This is a genomic window from Microbacterium sp. zg-B185, assembly GCF_030246885.1.
Lineage (GTDB): Bacteria > Actinomycetota > Actinomycetes > Actinomycetales > Microbacteriaceae > Microbacterium.
The window spans coordinates 3,283,863-3,299,954 of sequence record NZ_CP126739.1 but is presented as its reverse complement, the minus strand read 5'-3'; the positions used below and the strand labels follow the sequence as shown (position 1 = coordinate 3,299,954).

The window sequence follows — 16,092 nt, the reverse complement described above, 5'->3', positions numbered from 1 at the left end:
GCGGCGCGGCCGGGATGCCACGATGAGCGGGGGAGAGGTGGCTCATGGCTGAGTATCCGAACATCGCGGACCACGGGCTGATCGGCGATCTGCAGACCGCAGCTCTGGTCGACACGCAGGGCACGATCGACTGGTTCTGCGCGCCGCGCTTCGACTCGCCGAGCATCTTCGGGTCGCTGCTGGACGCCGAGCGCGGCGGCTTCTGCCGCATCCGCCCGGCCGCCGACCATTACGTCACGCGCCAGCTGTACCTGCCGGACACGGCGATCCTCGTCACGCGGTTCCTCACCGAGGAGGGCGTCGGCGAGGTCATCGACTTCATGCCCATCGCAGGCGAGGAGGCCACCGACCGGCACCGCATCGCGCGGCTGATCAACGTCGTGCGCGGCACCATGTCGTTCGAGGGCGAGATCCAGCCCCGCTTCGACTACGGCCGGGCCGCGCACACCGTGGAGACCGCAGCCGAGAACGGCATCCGTTTCACCGGCGGCGGCCAGTCGCTGACCGTGCACCGCGTCGGCGACGTCGTCCGGCACGACGGAGAACGGGCCGGCCGGATCGAGCTGGCCGGCAACGGGCTGAAGATGTACGGCACCCTCTCGGCAGGGGACAGCACCGGCGTGATCCTGGAGACCGGCGGCGCCGAGCCGTCGCGGGTTCCCGTCGCCGAGCTGGAGGCCATGTACCTGGAGACCACCCGGTTCTGGCGCGACTGGAGCAATCGCTCCACGTATCGCGGGCGCTGGCGCGAGATGGTCAACCGGTCCGCGATCACGCTCAAGCTGCTCACCTATGCGCCCAGCGGCGCGCTCGTGGCCGCACCGACCGCGGGTCTGCCCGAGCAGATCGGCGGTGAGCGGAACTGGGACTACCGCTACACGTGGATCCGCGACGCCTCGTTCTCGGTCCACGCCCTCCTCGGTCTGGGGTACGACGAGGAGGCCGAGGCCTTCGTCTCGTGGCTGACCGATCGGGTGCAGGAGAGCGCCGGGGACGAGTCCGGGCCGCTGAAGATCATGTACCGCGTCGACGGCTCATCCGACCTGGTCGAAGAGCGACTGGACAGTCTGCGCGGCTACCGAGGCTCGGCCCCCGTCCGCATCGGCAACGGCGCGGCCGACCAGCTCCAGCTGGACATCTACGGCGAGGCGATGGACTCCATCCAGCTCGCAAGCGAGCACGGGCTTCAGCTGCCCCACGCCGGGTGGACCGAGGTCGGTCGCATGCTGGACTGGGTCTGCGACAACTGGGACCGTGCCGATGAGGGTGTCTGGGAGACCCGCGGCGGTGCCCAGAAGTTCACCTTCGGCCGCTTCATGTGCTGGGTGGCGCTGGACCGCGGCATCCGTCTGGCCGAAGTCGGCGGCCGACCCGCCGATATCCTCCGCTGGCGCAAGGAACGGGATGCGATCTACGCGCAGGTGATGACGAAGGCGTGGGATGCCGAGCGCGGCGCGTTCGTGCAGCACCAGGCCACCACGGTGCTGGATGCGTCGGTGCTGGTCATGCCGGTGATGGGCTTCATCTCGCCGCGCGACCCGATGTGGCTGTCCACCCTGCGCGCGATCGACGAGGAGCTCGTCTCGGACAGTCTGGTCTACCGGTACGACCCGGCCGCCTCCCCCGACGGCCTGCGCGGATCGGAGGGGACCTTCACGCTGTGCTCGTTCTGGTACGTCGACGCGCTGGCCCGTTCCGGGCGCCTCGAGGAGGCCCAGCTCACCTTCGAGAAGATGCTCACCTACGCCAACCACCTGGGCCTGTACGCCGAGGAGATCGGGCTGACCGGTGAGCAGCTGGGCAACTTCCCCCAGGCGTTCAGTCACCTCTCCCTGATCAACGCGGCCGTGAACCTCGATCGCCAGCTCGATCGGTAGGATTGGGGATGCCGCGCAGCACCTCCTGAGGCGCGGCTCCCGCCCTCGCGGTCCAGCGGCGCACGCCGCTTCGACGCATCGCGCTCTGGACGAACCTCACCCCACACCCGACCATTGGAGCCACCGTGGCCGAGCAGTCCCGCCTCGACAAGGTCATCGCCCTCGCACGTCACCGGGGGTTCGTCTTCCAGGCCGGCGAGATCTACGGCGGATCCCGCTCGGCATGGGATTACGGCCCACTCGGCACGGAGCTGAAGGAGAACATCCGCCGCCAGTGGTGGCAGACCTTCGTGCGCGGCCGCGGCGACATGGTGGGACTGGACTCGTCGGTGATCCTGCCCAAGCGCGTCTGGGAGGCCTCCGGCCATGTCGCCACCTTCACCGATCCCCTCGTGGAGTGCCTGAACTGCCACCGTCGCTTCCGCGCCGACAACCTCATCGAGGACTTCGAAGCGCGCAAGGGCCGCACGGCCGAGAACGGCCTGGCCGACATCCCCTGCCCGAACTGCGGCGTGAAGGGTCAGTACACCGAGCCGAAGGCCTTCTCGGGCCTGATGAAGACCTACCTCGGTGTCGTGGACGACGAGTCCGGCCTGAACTACCTGCGCCCCGAGACGGCGCAGGGCATCTTCGTGAACTTCTCCAACGTGGTCACCGCGGCCCGCAAGAAGCCCCCGTTCGGCGTCGGTCAGGTGGGCAAGGCGTTCCGCAACGAGATCACCCCGGGCAACTTCATCTTCCGCACCCGCGAGTTCGAGCAGATGGAGATCGAGTACTTCGTCCCGCCCGCCGAGGCGCAGGAATGGTTCGAGCACTGGGTGGAGGCGTGCTGGAACTGGTTCGTCGACCTGGGCATCGATCCCGCGCACATGCGCCGCTTCGACGTGCCGAAGGACGAGCGCGCGCACTACTCGGCCGGCACGATCGACGTCGAGTACGAGTTCGGATTCCCCGGCAAGCAGTGGGGCGAGCTCATGGGCGTCGCCAACCGCACCGACTACGACCTGAAGAGCCACTCCGAGGCGTCCGGTCAGAGCCTGTCGTACTTCGACCAGGCCAGCGGTGAGCGCTACACGCCGTACGTCATCGAGCCGTCCTTCGGCCTGACCCGGGCCATGATGGCGTTCCTCGTCGACGCGTACCGCGAAGAAGAGGTGCCCAACGCGAAGGGCGGCACCGACACCCGCACGGTGCTCAAGCTGGACCCGCGCCTGGCGCCGGTGAAGGTGGCGGTCCTGCCGCTGTCACGCAACGAGCAGCTCTCGCCCATCGCCCGCGAGGTGGCCGCCGACCTGCGCGGCGAATGGAACGTCGACTTCGACGACGCCGGTGCCATCGGCCGTCGCTACCGCCGCCAGGACGAGATCGGCACCCCGTTCTGCGTCACCATCGATTTCGACTCGCTCGAGGACCGCGCGGTCACCGTGCGCGATCGGGACACGATGGCGCAGGAGCGCGTACCCCTTGAGGGTCTGCACGCTTATCTGGCCGAGCGTCTGAACGGCGCGTAGTCTCTGCGCTCGGCGTTCGGGTCTGACGCGAACCGCCTCAACGCTCCTTCGGAGCATTGACCCGGCCCGCGTCAACCTTCATCGCGCGCTTGTGCTCGCGCACCTTGGTCAGCGACTCGGCGGAGGTGATGTCCGCCACGCTGCGGAACGATCCCTCCTCGCCGTACGCACCGGCCGCCTCACGCCAGCCGGCGCCGGTGTAGCCGTACTGCTTGCCCAGCAGCGCCAGGAAGATCTTTGCCTTCTGCTCCCCGAAACCCGGAAGCGCCTTCAGCCTGCGCAGCACCTCTCGGCCGTCCGGGTCGCCCCGGGTCCACAGCGCCGCGGCATCGCCGCCCCACTCCTGCTGGATCGCGGCACTCAGCGCCTGCACGCGAGCGGCCATCGAACCGGGGAACCGGTGCACCGCCGGGGTCTGCGAGAACACCGCGGCGAACGCCTCGGGGTCGTAGCCGGCCAGGGTCGCGGCATCCAGCGCTCCGACCCGCTGCTGGATCTTCAGCGGCCCCGCGAACGCGGTCTCCATCGGGACCTGCTGATCCAGCAGCATGCCGATGAGCAGTGCGAGGGGATCGTTCGTGAGCAGGCCGTCGGCGGCGGCGTCGCCGGTGATGTGGAGCGTCATGCCACCAGTCTCCCACTGCCTCTGCCAGCGGCAGCGGAAGGCCGCAGGTGGCGGCCGGCTGCTCGCCGGTGTCGCGCCGCCGGGGATCTGCGTGCCGGAGCCGGGCAGTCTGGAGCGTTCTGCGCGCCGCGTGTGCTCAGTCCCACGTGAGGGGCGAGACGAGCGGGTTCGCGGGACCGTCCTGGTGCGTTACCGTATTGCGTCGATTGTTGGACCCTCACCCGCCAGCGGAGGACCTCGCCATGCCCGATCGTTGCGCTGGTCGGTCCGTGCGATCCTGCATCCGACGATCCCGGTCCGGCGTCGCTGCCGCTGACCGCACCGCGCATTGCGAGCCTCCGGGGTGACGCGCGCGGAGATCGTCTTCCCGCCTCGTCCTCGGGCGCTCTCCACGGCGGGCCTGCTGCGCTCCCGGGCGGTCGCTCGAGGCGGACTGCTGGCCAGCGCAGTCGCCACCGTCACGGTCGCTGTGGCGACCGTGTGCACCCTGCTCGCGTGGTTGATCGTGGCGGTGGGCATGGCGGGGGATGCCGCGCCCCCGGGCGTTCCGGCCGATGAGGTCGCCGCGCAGGTGGATCGCGGTGTGCTGGCGCTGGTGTCGGCAGCGCCCGCCCCGGTCCTGCTCGTCGTGATCGTCGCCGGGACGGCGGCCGCCCAGCTCGCGCGGCTGCTCGCCGCGGCGCGCGGACGGGAGGCGGAGAACCTCCGTGCGCGCGGGCTCTCCCGCCGCCAGTCCGCGGGTGCCGCCGCGGTCGAGGCCGCCGCCGTCGCGGTCGCCGGCGCGGGCGCGGGGCTGGCGCTCGCCGTGCTCCTGCTCGCGCTGATCGAGCCCGGTGGGGTGCCCGCCGTGGTCTCGCTGTGGTGGGCAGCGGCCGCCACCGGCGCCCTGCTGGGGCTGGTTCTGACCGGTGCCGCGCGTCCCCGGCCGGACAGTCCCGTTCGAGGCGCGCGGGCGTCGAGCGCCGTGGCCGTGCTCCTGGTGCTGTCGGCCGCTGCCTTCGTGCTGTGGCAGCTGCCTCTGGCCCGCACCGCCGGCTTCGATCTCATCGTGGCGGTGGCGCCCACCGTCGTGCTGATGGCAGCCGCCCTTCTGGTCCTCGCCGTCTTCGGGGCGATCGCGGCGGCCTGCGCGGTTGCGACCGCCCGACGGCCCGGGTGGGCCCCGGCGTATGCGGCCCGCCAGATCGCGCGACGCCTCCCGATCTACGCCGTCGCCGTGCTCCTGGTCGGGCTCACCGTCGCACAAGCCGTGTTCGCCTCGGCATACGGCGCCACCTCGACGGCGATGGCCACCGACTCCGCTGCTCTGCGCACCGGCGCGGATCTGCGGATCGACCTCGCACCCGACACCGCCACTCCAGGACTCGTGGCCGCTGCGGCAGCCGTGCCCGGGGTGGATGCCGCAGCCGCGGCGCTGGTGGCGCAGATCGAGATCGGCAGCTCGCAGGCACAGCAGGTGGCCGTGCCGGAGACCGCGTTGCAGACCGTGGTTTCTGCGGCGGGCGGCGCCGTCGATCGTGCCGCTCTGGCGGCGTCGGTGGTGCCGTCGGACGGCACTCTCGCGGCCACGCCGCTCCCGCTCGGTGCGGCCGCGACCGGGGTGCGCGTGACCGTTTCGATCGAGACCTCGCGCCAGAGCGCGGCCGACACCGTCATGCTGCAGGCGCACGTCCTGGACGCGACCGGGGCACACGCGTCCCTGCGCCTCGCCGGACAGAGCACTCCCGGCCCGGACGGCGCGACCCTGACCGCCGGGGCGCCGCTTCCGGACGGCGCGGCACCGTGGTCGCTCCTCGCCGTCAATGCGGTCCAGCCCGCCACCCTCGTCCGCGCACCGGTGACGGTCCGGATCCTCCAGGCGCAGGCTATCGGCGCTGATGCGCTCCCCATCGACGGCGCCGCCGAGGTGAGTGCGGACGCCAGCGAGAAGGTGCTGTGGCTGGCCACCCCGGACGGTGCCGGTGCGGAACCGGGGGTCGTCCGCGCCGTGCTCACCTCCGCCCTGGCCGCCCGGATGGGCGTGCAGGTCGGTGACGAGTTCGAGTTCCGCTACGCCGGGGCCGGTCGCCGCGCAGAGTTCCGCGTAGCCGACATCGTCCCGGGCATCCCCGGTGCGGCCACGGAACTGGCCGTGTTGGCGCCGCTCGGCGTCCTGCAGGTCTCGATGCTCCAGAGGGGGACGACGCTGGTGCCCGCGTCCTCGATCTGGGCGGCCGGCGATCCGAGCGCGGACGTGGCGCTCAGCGCTGCGTTCGGGGACCGTGCCGTCGCGGCGTCCGCGCCGGGGGTCGCCGCGACGATCGTCGCAGCGCTGGTACCGGGATGGTGGGTCGCGCTGGCCGGATCCGCGGCGCTGGCACTGCTGGCCGCGTTCGCGATCGTGCAGACGCTGGCTCTCACCCGGCGTCGCGAACTCGGGGTGCTCCGGGCGCTGGGAGTGACCTCCGGCGCGCAGGGTCGGGAACGCGCCGCGGAACTGGCCTCGGTTCTCGGCGGAGCGGTCGGCCTCGGCGCCGCGGCCGGAGTCCTGGCAGCCTGGCTCATCGTTCCCGGGTTGGTGCGCGCGGTGACCCCGGGCATCCTGCCGCTCGGAACCCCCGTGGCGCTGGTGTGGACCGGACTGGTCATCGCCGTCGGGGGGCTCTCGCTCGGGCTGGCCGCCCTGGTGGCCGCCGCGGCCAGCGAGGTGCGCCGCGCGGCGCAGACCGCGACCGTCGGGGAGGACGGCCGATGAGCCTGCGCCTGGGGACACCCGCACTGGCCTGGCACCACCTGCGGTCCCGATGGGGCGGCGGGTCGACCGTGGCCGCGCTGGTGCTTGTGCTCTCGCTGCTGGCCACGGCCACGCCCCTCGGGCTCGGCATCCTCGCCGATGCGATGCTCCACGATCGGCTGGCTTCCCTCGGTGCCCTGGATCGGGATGTCGAGACCACCGCCGCCGGTTTCCCGCAGGTCGGCCCGGGTTCGGCCGACCTGCCTCCCGAGTCGCGCGACGTGTGGGGTCGCTTCGGTACGGCGGTCGAGACGGTGCGCGCCTCAGCGGATCCCGCGCTGACGGGGGTCCTCGGCCCGGCGCGCACCGTCGCCCTCGACTCCGACAACGCGGACCTCGCCGATCCCAGAACCCGCGCCCTCAGCCTGGCGTTCGACCCCCGCGCCGAGGAGCGCATCCGCATCGTCGAAGGACGGATGCCGGACGTCGCGTCGCGCCCGGACGCGTCGCAGGTCCGGATGGAGGTCGTGCTCTCGGTCGCCTCCGCCGGGCAGCTGGAGTGGCCGGTCGGTCAATCGCGCAGGATCGGCGATCCGGCCTCCTCGGTGGAGGTGGTGCTGGTCGGCACGTTCGAGGCCGCCGACCCCGATGAGGACTATTGGCAGCACGTGACCTCGGTGCTGGACCCCTCCATCTTCGACGACGGAAACCTGCCCCGCCGGGTGACCGGCACGGCCTTCGCGCACGCGGCGTCCCTGCCGTTCGCCGAGGCGCTCCCCGGCCGGGCCTCGACGCTGGTCTGGTATCCGCTGGATACCGCGGGCATCGACGCGGAAAGCGCCGCGGCGACCGCCGCGGCACTGCGCTCGTTCACGGCGGTGGCGCACCCGATCGGCACCACCGCCGACGGCATCGGCATCCTGAGCCTGCGCTTCACCGCGGACGTCACCCCCGAGATCGAGCTGGCGCTCGCTCAGCAGTCGGCCACGGTCGGTGTGATCGCAATGGTGATCGCCGGTCCCATCGGAGTCGCCGCCGCGGTCCTGATCCTGGGTTGCCGTCTCGTCCTGGAGAGCCGCCGCGCCGGCCTGCGGCTGCTGTCTGCACGCGGCGCCTCGTCGGGGCAGCTGCGCGGCGTGCTGGCGCTTGAAGGGTCCGTCATCGGCGTCGTCCCCGCGGCGCTGGGCGCCGGTCTGGCCATCGCCGTCGGTGTGCTGCTGTTCGCAGCGCCCGCCGACCAGGTGTCTTTCTTGCCTGCGCTGATCATCGGGTTCGCGCCGTTGGTCGTTCTCACCGCGCTCGCGGCGTCCGCCGCCGAACGGCGGACGCGCAGCGACCTGGGGCGGCGCGGAAGCCGGTGGCGCTCGATCGCCGAGGGTGCGGTCGTCATCCTGGCCGCGGTCGCCCTCGCGCTGCTGTTCCTGCGGGGCTACGGAGCCGGCGGTTTCGATCCCCTGCAGGCGGCAACTCCGCTCCTGCTGTCGTTGGTCGCGTGCCTGATCACGCTACGCGTCTACCCGGTGCCGCTGAACTGGATCTTCCGTCGAGCGCAGCGCTCCCGCGAGCTCTCCGGCTTCGTCGGTGCCGCCCGCGCGCTGCGGGAACCGTCGATCGGCCTCACCCCGGTGCTCGCCCTCGTCGTCGGAGTGTCCGTCGCCGTGTCGTCCGGGATCCTGCTCTCCGCGCTCCAGGCCGGGGTGGCGCAGGCCGCTCAGGCGCAGGTCGGCGCAGACATGCGGGTCGCGGGCGGGCCGTTCAGCCTGGACCAGCTCGACCAGGTGCGCGGGATCGAGGGTGTCTTCGCCGCGACGGGCATCTCCAGCTCCGAGAACGCCACGCTGGATGTCAGCGGCGTCAAGCGCGCCACCTCGACGTACGTGGTGGAGGCGGCGGAGCTGCGCAGGGTGCAGGGCGATGGACCGGGGCTGCTGCCCGCAGGCGTCTCGCTCCAGCCCGTGGATGGAAAGCTCCCCCTCGTGGCGGCCGCCGCCACCGCGCGGTTCATCGACGGCTCCGACGAAGTGCACGTGAACGGCATCCCAGCCGAGGTGGTGGGGATCGCCACCGGACCCACCCCGATCGGTGCGCGGGAGGACTGGGCGGTCATCGACGCGGCCTTCGCGCAGGACGTGCTGGGGCGCGACCCCTCGGACCGCATCCTGCTGCTTCGGCTGGACGACGGCGCATCCGCGACCGCGGTGACGGCGGCGCTGCAGGACGTGCTCGGCACCGGCATCCGGGTCGCCACCGCGCAGCTTATCCGGGCCGACATCGATGCCGGTCCCGCGGTCCAGGGCGTCCGGATCGCCGTGCTGGCGGCGACCGGTGTGGCGGCACTGCTGAGCGCGCTGGCGATCGTGATGACGCTCACCCTTGCGGCCGGCCCCCGCGTCCGTGTCCTCGCGCTGCTGCGCACGCTCGGTGCGCCGCCCCGCGTCGGCACCTCGCTGGCGATGTGGGAGATCGGACCACCCGCGATCGCCGCCGTGGTCGCGGGCACGGTCTTCGGCGCGCTGGTGCCGTTGGTCGTGCTCATCGGCGTAGACCTGCGCTCGTTCACCGGCTCGACGCTTCAGCCGGCCTATCAGGCGGATGCCGCAACCCTGGTGCTCACCCTCGGCGGGTTCGTGCTGCCGGCGGCCGTGCTGACCGCGGCGGCGCTGTTCGCGTCCCGCCGGGTCCGCGCGGCGAGGGCGCTGCGCACCGCAGAGGAAGGATAAGACCATGGCCGATGCCGTTTCCGTCGCCGCCGATCCGGGCGCCGACATCCTGTGTGCGGATCTGGTGCGGATCTTCAAGGTCGTGGCCGGTGACGGCCAGGGCGTGGAGGTCCAGGCGTTGCAGGGTCTGAATCTGCGGGTGGATCCGGGGGAGCTGGTGGCGGTGGTGGGCGCGTCGGGGTCGGGGAAGTCGACGCTGCTGTCGATCCTGTCCAGTCTCGATCGGCCGACGGCGGGGGTGGCGTGGGTGGCCGGGCATGACCTGCTGACGATGAAGGAGAAGGAGCGGGTGGCTTTTCGTCGTCGCAGCGTCGGGTTCATCTGGCAGCAGACCGCCAGGAATCTGCTGCCGTACCTGACCGGGGCCGAGAACGTGGCGGCGGCGCTGGCGGTCACCGGCCGGATGCGCGGCACCGCCCGCCGTGCGCGGGTGGCGGAGGTGCTGGATCTGCTGGAGGTGTCGCACTGTGCCGGGCGCCGGCCGGCGGAGATGTCCGGTGGCGAGCAGCAGCGGGTGGCGATCGCGGTCGGTGTCGCCAACAGTCCGCGGGTCCTGCTCGCTGACGAGCCGACCGGTGAGCTGGATGACTCCACGAGCGCGCACGTGCTGGAGGCGATGCGGTCGGTCAATCGTGAGCTCGGCGTCACGACGTTGATCGTCACCCACGATCCGAGTGTGTCCGAGCACGTCGCACGGACGGTGCAGATCCGTGACGGTCGCACCTCCACGGAGGTGCTGCGGTCGACTCGGGTGGATGAGCACGGTGCCGAGCAGCACGTCGCGGAGGAGTACGCGGTCGTGGACCGGGTGGGGCGCTTGCAGCTGCCGGACGAGTTCGTCACCGCGCTGGATCTGCGTGAGCGGGTTCGGCTGGCTCTCGAGCCGGACCACGTCGGGGTCTGGCCGGGAAGACGGGCAGAGGCCGTCCCTGACGGCGAGGAGAAGTCCCCGACGACGCGGGCGGCAGCCGAGCGCGAGGAGTCGGCATGAGCGCGGCACTGCGCGGCGAGGCGCTGAGCCGTACCTTCTCCTCCTCGGCCGGAGATGTGCACGCGTGCGTGGATGTCGACATCCAGGTCGACCCGGGCGAGCTGGTCGTCGTCCGCGGCGCCTCCGGGGCGGGCAAGACGACGCTGCTGAACCTGCTCGGCGGGCTGGATCGGCCCAGCGCGGGGCGGGTGTGGATCGGCGATGTGGACACGACCGTCCTGGATGAGGACGCGCTCGCGCGGCTGCGGCGGGAGCAGCTCGGATTCGTGTTCCAATCCTTCGGCCTGATCCCGGTGCTCTCGGCCGCGGAGAACGTGGAACTGCCGTTGCGGATCGCCCGCATCGCGCCGGCGGAACGCGACGAGCGGGTGGCCGAGGCGCTGCGGCTGGTTGGGTTGGGCGAGCACGCCGCGCAGCGCCCGGGGGAGCTGTCCGGCGGTCAGCAGCAGCGGGTGGGTATCGCCCGGGCGATCGTGGCGCGCCCGCACGTGCTGATCGCGGACGAGCCGACCGGGCAGCTGGACTCCCGGACCGCCGCGACGGTGATGGACCTGATCGGCGAACTGGTGCACACGCACGGCATCGCCGCGGTCGTCTCCACGCACGACCCCCTGCTGGTCCAGCGCGCGGACCGGGTGATCGAACTGCACGACGGACGCATCACCCCCTCGGGGCACGATTCCGCGCCCGCCCGCGACCCGGCACCCCGCGAGTCCGCCGCGTCCGGTGGCGCCCACGTCCTGCCGGACCGGCCGCGCACGCGCGCCGAGGCGCGCGCGCAGCGCACCGCGCCCTGACCTGCTCGCATCGGTCCACCCCGCCGCTGCCGCACGTCGCACCGGAACCCGCGGATCGCCGGGACGGTGCCGCACGCAGGCACAGCGGGCGAGCCGCGCGATGCGAGGATGGACGGGTGCAGAACGAGCCGGACGCCCCTGAGACGCTCGATGAGCTCGCCGCCCACGCCCAGCGCACGCACGTCGTGGTCGTCGGCGGCGGCATCGGCGGACTGGTCGCTGCGCTGACCTGCGCGAAGATCGGGATGCGCGTCACCCTGGTGGAGGCATCCGCCCGCCTCGGCGGTGCGCTGGAGACCACCGAGGTGGGCGGTGTGCCGGTCGACCTGGGCGCGGAGGGCTACGCCACGCGCGGCGGCGCGGTGCAGGCCCTCGTCCGCGAACTCGGACTCGCCGACGCGATCGTGCCGGCCGCAGCTCGGGCGGAATGGATCGCCGGAGTCGCCGGCGGCAGCGCGCCGCTGCCTGCCGAGACGCTCCTCGGCATCCCGGAGAACCCCTGGGACGAGCGGGTCCGGCGGATCATCGGATGGCGCGGCACCTGGCGTGCCTACCTGGACCGCCTCGCGCCGCCCCTGACCATCGGACAGGAGCGCAGCCTCGGCAGGCTGGTGCGCAGGCGGATGGGTGCCGCCGTGCTCGAGCAGCTGGTGGCCCCGCTCAGCCTGGGTGCATTCGCGATCCACCCGGACGACATCGACGTGCAGGTCGCCGCGCCCGGCCTGAACAGCGCCCTCACCCGCACCGGATCGCTGGCCGGCGCGGTGGCGCAGGTCCGCGCGGCCGCAGACCGCACGCCGGACCGGTACGAGGGCATCGACGGCGGGATGTCCCGCCTCGTGGATGCGCTGCACGCGCGGCTGGAGGAGCTGGGTGCGCGGGTCGTGCGGGAGGCGCCGGTGCGCGCACTGTCCGCCGCGGACGACGGACGATGGACCGTCGTTCTGGAGTCGGACGCTGAGGCAGCGGGACACGACGTCGGCGACGGGGTCGCCCTGGCCGGCGGGGTCCCGAGCGGCATCGATCCGGCCGAGGCGGTCATCGTCGCCGCCGGCGCGACCGAATCGCATCGGCTGCTGTCCCCCGTCGTGCCGTCGCTCTCACCGGTCCCCGGCACCGACCTCGAGGTCGTCACCCTGGTGCTGTCCGACGTCGCGGAGACCGCGGTGAAGACGGCAGTCTACCCCGCGCCCGGCTCGGCCCGCGCCGCCGCCGTGTCCGACTCCACGGCCCGGTGGGAATGGCTGCGTCGCGACGCGGATGTCGATGCGCGGGTCCTCAAGGTGACCTTCGGCGCCCCCGACGCGGCTCCCGCGACCGCCGGTCTCGGCGACGACGCGGCGGCCGCGCTGGCCCTGGCCGAGGCATCCGCTCTGCTGGAGGTGCCTCTGCACGCGGGACTGCTGCGCGGCTCGCATCGTGCCCGCTACACGCAGCCGCCCCCGGTCTCGGCGCTGGGCCACCGCGAAGCGGCGGACGCGGCGCGGGCTGCCATCCACGCCGTCCCCGGCCTGGCGATCGTGGGCGCCGTGATCGCCGGCACCGGTATCGCCCAGGTCGTGCCGGATGCGATCGCCGCGGCGGAGCGCGTGCGACGCGTGGCGCTGTGGGGCGGCGGCGGCGGCGAACCGGCGTAATCTGTCGGTCACCTGCCCGGCCCGCAGCACCTAGCACAGGGGCGACTGTCTGACCAGCGGATGCCGGGACTGGCATACGGCGTTACCCTGGGTGCAGACCCAATGGCCCATCGAGCGTGAGGAGACCCCATGAGGGGCAAAGTCGGACTCGTCATCGGACTCGCGGCGGGCTACGTGCTCGGCACCCGCGCCGGCCGCGAGCGTTACGAGCAGATCAAGACCCAGGTCGAGAAGGTCTGGAACCTGGACCCCGTCCAGGAGCAGGTCGGCAAGGTCAAGGATTTCGCCAAGTCGACGGCGATGGCTCTGCCCAGCACGCTGTGGGACACTGCGAAGAAGGTCACCAAAGCGGCGTCGTCCGAGGGGACCACTCCCGGGCAGCGGCTGGATGCCGCGCTGAAGACCAGCAAGGAGCAGGCCGACGATGTGCGCGCCGCTGCGGACACGTCGGCTCGCGCCGTGAAGGACGCTGCCGAGGAGACGTTCGAGGACATCTCGGAAGCCGTCGGCGAGCGCAACGGAGCCTGACGTGACCACTCCTCGCGGATTCCGCGACCGGTCCGAAGACAGCCTGTTCACGCTGGTCGGCGAGATCCCGGAACTCGTCCGCAACCTCGTCGTGGCGGAGGTCGACTCCGCCAAGGCCTGGGTGCGGCGCACCTCCAAGGACGCCGGCATCGGCGCCGGATGGATCGTCGCAGCGCTGTTCTTCCTGTTCTGGTCGATCGCCGCACTCGGCGCTTTCGTCATCATCGGGCTGTCCTCGTGGTGGCCGGCGTGGCTGTCCGCGCTGGTCGTGTTCGTGGCCATGGTCCTGGTGGCGGTGGTGCTCGCACTGCTCGGCATCCTCCGCTTCCGCCGGGTCGCCCGAGCCCAGAACCCCGTCCAGTCGGTCATTCATGACGTCAAGGAGGTGCGCGATGAGCTCTAGCTCACCCGTTCCCGTGGCCCGCACCCCCGTTCCGGTGCCGCGCACCGCCGTGGCACTGGGCATCGCAGACCCCGTCGAGCAGGCCCGAGCCGAGCTCAAGGCCGCCCTCGCCGCGATCGAGGAGAAGGCCAACGTGCCGCGTCGCGTCGCGGAGGTCACCGACCGTACGGTCGCGCAGGCCAGAGCGTTCACGCGGAGGAACCCCACCGGCGCCACCGCGGCCGTCGTGGCCGGTGCTGCGGTGGTCGGTCTGATCGTCTGGGCGGCGGTCCGCGCCTACACCCGCTGAGCGCAGCCCGGCGCCTCCCCTGCGTCCTCCGCGAACGCGCGAGTGCGCGACGCGGGGGGTATGCTCGATTGTCAGGCAGTGCGATGGCGCGAATGCTGCCGACGGCGCGAATCCGATGCGCACGGATTCGAAGTCGCTCGTCGGCTGCTCGAACGTTGGGGCGGCTGACCTAGTTCCACGAGAGTCCATCCCATGAACCACGCCTCCCAAATCCCGAAGCCCCTCGCGGGCTGGCGCGTGCTCGTGCCCCGCGGAGGTCCGTGGGGCGATGGTGTCGCCGCCAATCTGCGTCATCAGGGCGCCGTCCCGGTCGTCGCACCGCTCATCAACTTCGCACCCACCAACGATCAGGCCACCCTCGACCAGGCGCTCGCCGACCTTGCGGCGGGCGCGTTCGACTGGCTCACCGTGACCAGCGCCACCACCGTGGACGTCCTGTTCGCACACCGCGCCACGATTCCCGGATCGACCAAGGTCGCCGCGGTGGGCGAGACGACGGCGGCGGCGCTGCAGGCGGTCGGCTATCGGGTGGACCTGGTTCCCGAGCGCGACAACTCCGCCGCCGGAATGGCCGAGCAGATGATCGCGCTGGAGCCGGAGCCGCGCGACATCCTCACCCTGCGCAGCGAGATCGCCAAACCCGTGCTGACCCGTCTGCTCATCGAAGCCGGACACCGGGTGCGCAGCGTGGTCGCGTACCGCACCGTGGGGGTCCCGGTCACCGAGCGCATCGCCGAAGACGTCCGCAACGGCCGGATCAACGCGATCCTGGTCACCAGCGGTTCCGTGGCCGAGCAGGTGCATCTGCAGTTCCCGGAGATCCCCGAGTCGACCGTCATCGCCGCGATCGGCCCGCGCACCGCCAAGGACGCGCGCCGTGCGGGGCTCTCGGTGGACGTGGTCGCGGCGACGCAGACGGTGGACGCGCTCATCGAAGCGGTCTCGCGATTCACCCTCCCGCACGCCGCGGACGAATTCGCGCCTTGAGCCGGAGCGCCGCGGTGGGGGGTGCCGCGATTCCCCGCGTCGTCGTGCTGGCCGGGGGCGTCGGCGGTTCGCGTTTCGCGTTGGGCGTGCGAGAAGCACTCAGCCGCAGGGCGGGTGCTGCGGCGCCGGAATCGGCCGCATCATTCACCGTCGTGGTCAACACCGGAGACGACCTGTGGCTGTCCGGTGTCCGCCTCCAGCCCGACGTGGACTCCCTCCTGTACGCCCTGGCAGGCGTCAACGACACCGAGCGCGGATGGGGCAGAGCGGGCGACACCGAACGCGTCAACCGGGAACTGCAGGCGTGGGGGGCCGGCTGGCCGTGGTTCACCCTCGGCGATCTCGACCTGGGCACGCATCTCGCCCGGACCGGGTGGCTGCGCGAGGGCCTGACGCCGTCCCAGGTGCTGGAACGGATGTCACGGCGGTGGCCGCTCGGCGCCCGGCTGCTGCCGATGACCGACGCGGAGGTGGACACCCAGGTCGTGCTGGGCGACGGGACCTCGATGCATTTCCAGGAGTGGTGGACCAGGCATCGCGCGGCACTGACGCCGGTCCGGTTCGAGGCGCCCGGAATCGCCGCGGCGCGCCCGGCGCCGGGGGTGGTCGAGGCGATCGCCGCGGCCGATGTCGTCCTGATCGCCCCGTCGAACCCGGTGGTCTCGGTCGGCCCGATCCTGGCCGTTCCCGGCATCCGGGACGCTCTGCGGACCACCGGCGCCGCGGTCGTGGGGGTCTCGCCCGTCATCGGCGGCCGTGTCGTGCGCGGCATGGCAGACGTGTGCCTCACCGCGATCGGGGTCGAGACCTCCGCGACTGCGGTGGCCGCGCACTACGGTGCCCGGTCCGAGGCGGGTCTGCTGGACGCATGGCTGATCGCCGAGGAGGATGCCGAGTCCGCCGCCGACATCTCGCGGCTGGGCATCCGCACCGTCGTCGCGCCGCTGTGGATGCGCGACATTCCGAGCTCGGCCGCTCTGGCCGAGGCGGCGCTGGCCACGGCGCAGCTCTGAC

The 16,092-nt window shown here is 72.3% G+C and carries 13 protein-coding genes; 12 read left to right on the top strand and 1 reads right to left on the bottom strand.

Features of this window, described 5'->3' with window-relative positions:
- Positions 1–44: 44 nt before the first annotated feature.
- Both QNO12_RS15665 and QNO12_RS15660 read left to right on the top strand, forming a co-directional pair.
- Positions 45–1,877 (top strand): glycoside hydrolase family 15 protein, encoded by a 1,833-nt coding sequence (locus tag QNO12_RS15665; protein ID WP_257501224.1) that lies wholly within the window; start codon positions 45–47, stop codon positions 1,875–1,877.
- A 125-nt stretch (positions 1,878–2,002) separates the two neighbouring features.
- Positions 2,003–3,388, top strand: a complete 1,386-nt coding sequence (locus QNO12_RS15660; protein ID WP_257501225.1) for a glycine--tRNA ligase — start codon at positions 2,003–2,005, stop codon at positions 3,386–3,388.
- Between the two features lie 37 nt (positions 3,389–3,425).
- Here the strand turns inward: QNO12_RS15660 and QNO12_RS15655 are convergent, their stop codons facing one another.
- The gene (locus QNO12_RS15655) at positions 3,426–4,013 is read right to left on the bottom strand and encodes an HhH-GPD-type base excision DNA repair protein (protein WP_257501226.1); all 588 of its coding nucleotides are present in this window, start codon (positions 4,011–4,013) and stop codon (positions 3,426–3,428) included.
- Between the two features lie 343 nt (positions 4,014–4,356).
- Between QNO12_RS15655 and QNO12_RS15650 the strand changes: the two genes are divergently transcribed.
- The 10 genes from QNO12_RS15650 (at position 4,357) to cofD (ending at position 16,091) form a co-directional block, all read left to right on the top strand.
- Positions 4,357–6,747, top strand: a complete 2,391-nt coding sequence (locus QNO12_RS15650) for an FtsX-like permease family protein (protein ID WP_257501227.1) — start codon at positions 4,357–4,359, stop codon at positions 6,745–6,747.
- A complete protein-coding gene (locus QNO12_RS15645; protein WP_257501228.1) occupies positions 6,744–9,446 on the top strand; it encodes an ABC transporter permease family protein in 2,703 nt (900 codons plus the stop codon). Before QNO12_RS15650 ends, QNO12_RS15645 begins: the two co-directional genes overlap by 4 nt.
- Positions 9,447–9,450: 4 nt before the next feature.
- Complete coding sequence (locus tag QNO12_RS15640) at positions 9,451–10,437, top strand: ABC transporter ATP-binding protein (RefSeq protein ID WP_257501229.1); 987 nt, start codon at positions 9,451–9,453, stop codon at positions 10,435–10,437.
- Complete coding sequence (locus QNO12_RS15635) at positions 10,434–11,234, top strand: ABC transporter ATP-binding protein (protein ID WP_257501230.1); 801 nt, start codon at positions 10,434–10,436, stop codon at positions 11,232–11,234. Before QNO12_RS15640 ends, QNO12_RS15635 begins: the two co-directional genes overlap by 4 nt.
- Positions 11,235–11,350: 116 nt before the next feature.
- Entirely contained in the window at positions 11,351–12,871 is a 1,521-nt protein-coding gene (locus QNO12_RS15630; protein ID WP_257501231.1) for a protoporphyrinogen/coproporphyrinogen oxidase, read from the top strand.
- Positions 12,872–13,000: 129 nt separating this feature from the next.
- Positions 13,001–13,399, top strand: a complete 399-nt coding sequence (locus tag QNO12_RS15625; RefSeq protein ID WP_257501232.1) for a YtxH domain-containing protein — start codon at positions 13,001–13,003, stop codon at positions 13,397–13,399.
- A 1-nt stretch (position 13,400) separates the two neighbouring features.
- Positions 13,401–13,802, top strand: a complete 402-nt coding sequence (locus tag QNO12_RS15620) for a phage holin family protein (RefSeq protein ID WP_257501233.1) — start codon at positions 13,401–13,403, stop codon at positions 13,800–13,802.
- Positions 13,792–14,091 carry a hypothetical protein gene (locus QNO12_RS15615; protein ID WP_257501234.1) on the top strand — a complete coding sequence of 100 codons (300 nt, stop codon included), beginning with the start codon at positions 13,792–13,794 and terminating at the stop codon, positions 14,089–14,091. The genes QNO12_RS15620 and QNO12_RS15615 overlap by 11 nt, the downstream gene beginning before the upstream one ends.
- Before the next feature lie 192 nt (positions 14,092–14,283).
- The gene (locus tag QNO12_RS15610) at positions 14,284–15,078 is read left to right on the top strand and encodes a uroporphyrinogen-III synthase (protein WP_257501235.1); all 795 of its coding nucleotides are present in this window, start codon (positions 14,284–14,286) and stop codon (positions 15,076–15,078) included.
- Positions 15,075–16,091 carry a 2-phospho-L-lactate transferase gene (gene cofD / locus QNO12_RS15605; RefSeq protein ID WP_257501236.1) on the top strand — a complete coding sequence of 339 codons (1,017 nt, stop codon included), beginning with the start codon at positions 15,075–15,077 and terminating at the stop codon, positions 16,089–16,091. The genes QNO12_RS15610 and cofD overlap by 4 nt, the downstream gene beginning before the upstream one ends.
- Position 16,092: the final 1 nt, after the last annotated feature.

Coding starts and splice junctions, on each gene's coding strand:
- QNO12_RS15610 (WP_257501235.1), top strand. CDS start 14,284: ATGAACCACGCCTCCCAAATCCCGAAGCCCCTCGCGGGCTGGCGCGTG.
- QNO12_RS15640 (WP_257501229.1), top strand. CDS start 9,451: ATGGCCGATGCCGTTTCCGTCGCCGCCGATCCGGGCGCCGACATCCTG.
- QNO12_RS15625 (WP_257501232.1), top strand. CDS start 13,001: ATGAGGGGCAAAGTCGGACTCGTCATCGGACTCGCGGCGGGCTACGTG.
- QNO12_RS15615 (WP_257501234.1), top strand. CDS start 13,792: ATGAGCTCTAGCTCACCCGTTCCCGTGGCCCGCACCCCCGTTCCGGTG.
- QNO12_RS15665 (WP_257501224.1), top strand. CDS start 45: ATGGCTGAGTATCCGAACATCGCGGACCACGGGCTGATCGGCGATCTG.
- QNO12_RS15635 (WP_257501230.1), top strand. CDS start 10,434: ATGAGCGCGGCACTGCGCGGCGAGGCGCTGAGCCGTACCTTCTCCTCC.
- QNO12_RS15645 (WP_257501228.1), top strand. CDS start 6,744: ATGAGCCTGCGCCTGGGGACACCCGCACTGGCCTGGCACCACCTGCGG.
- QNO12_RS15655 (WP_257501226.1), bottom strand. CDS start 4,013: ATGACGCTCCACATCACCGGCGACGCCGCCGCCGACGGCCTGCTCACG.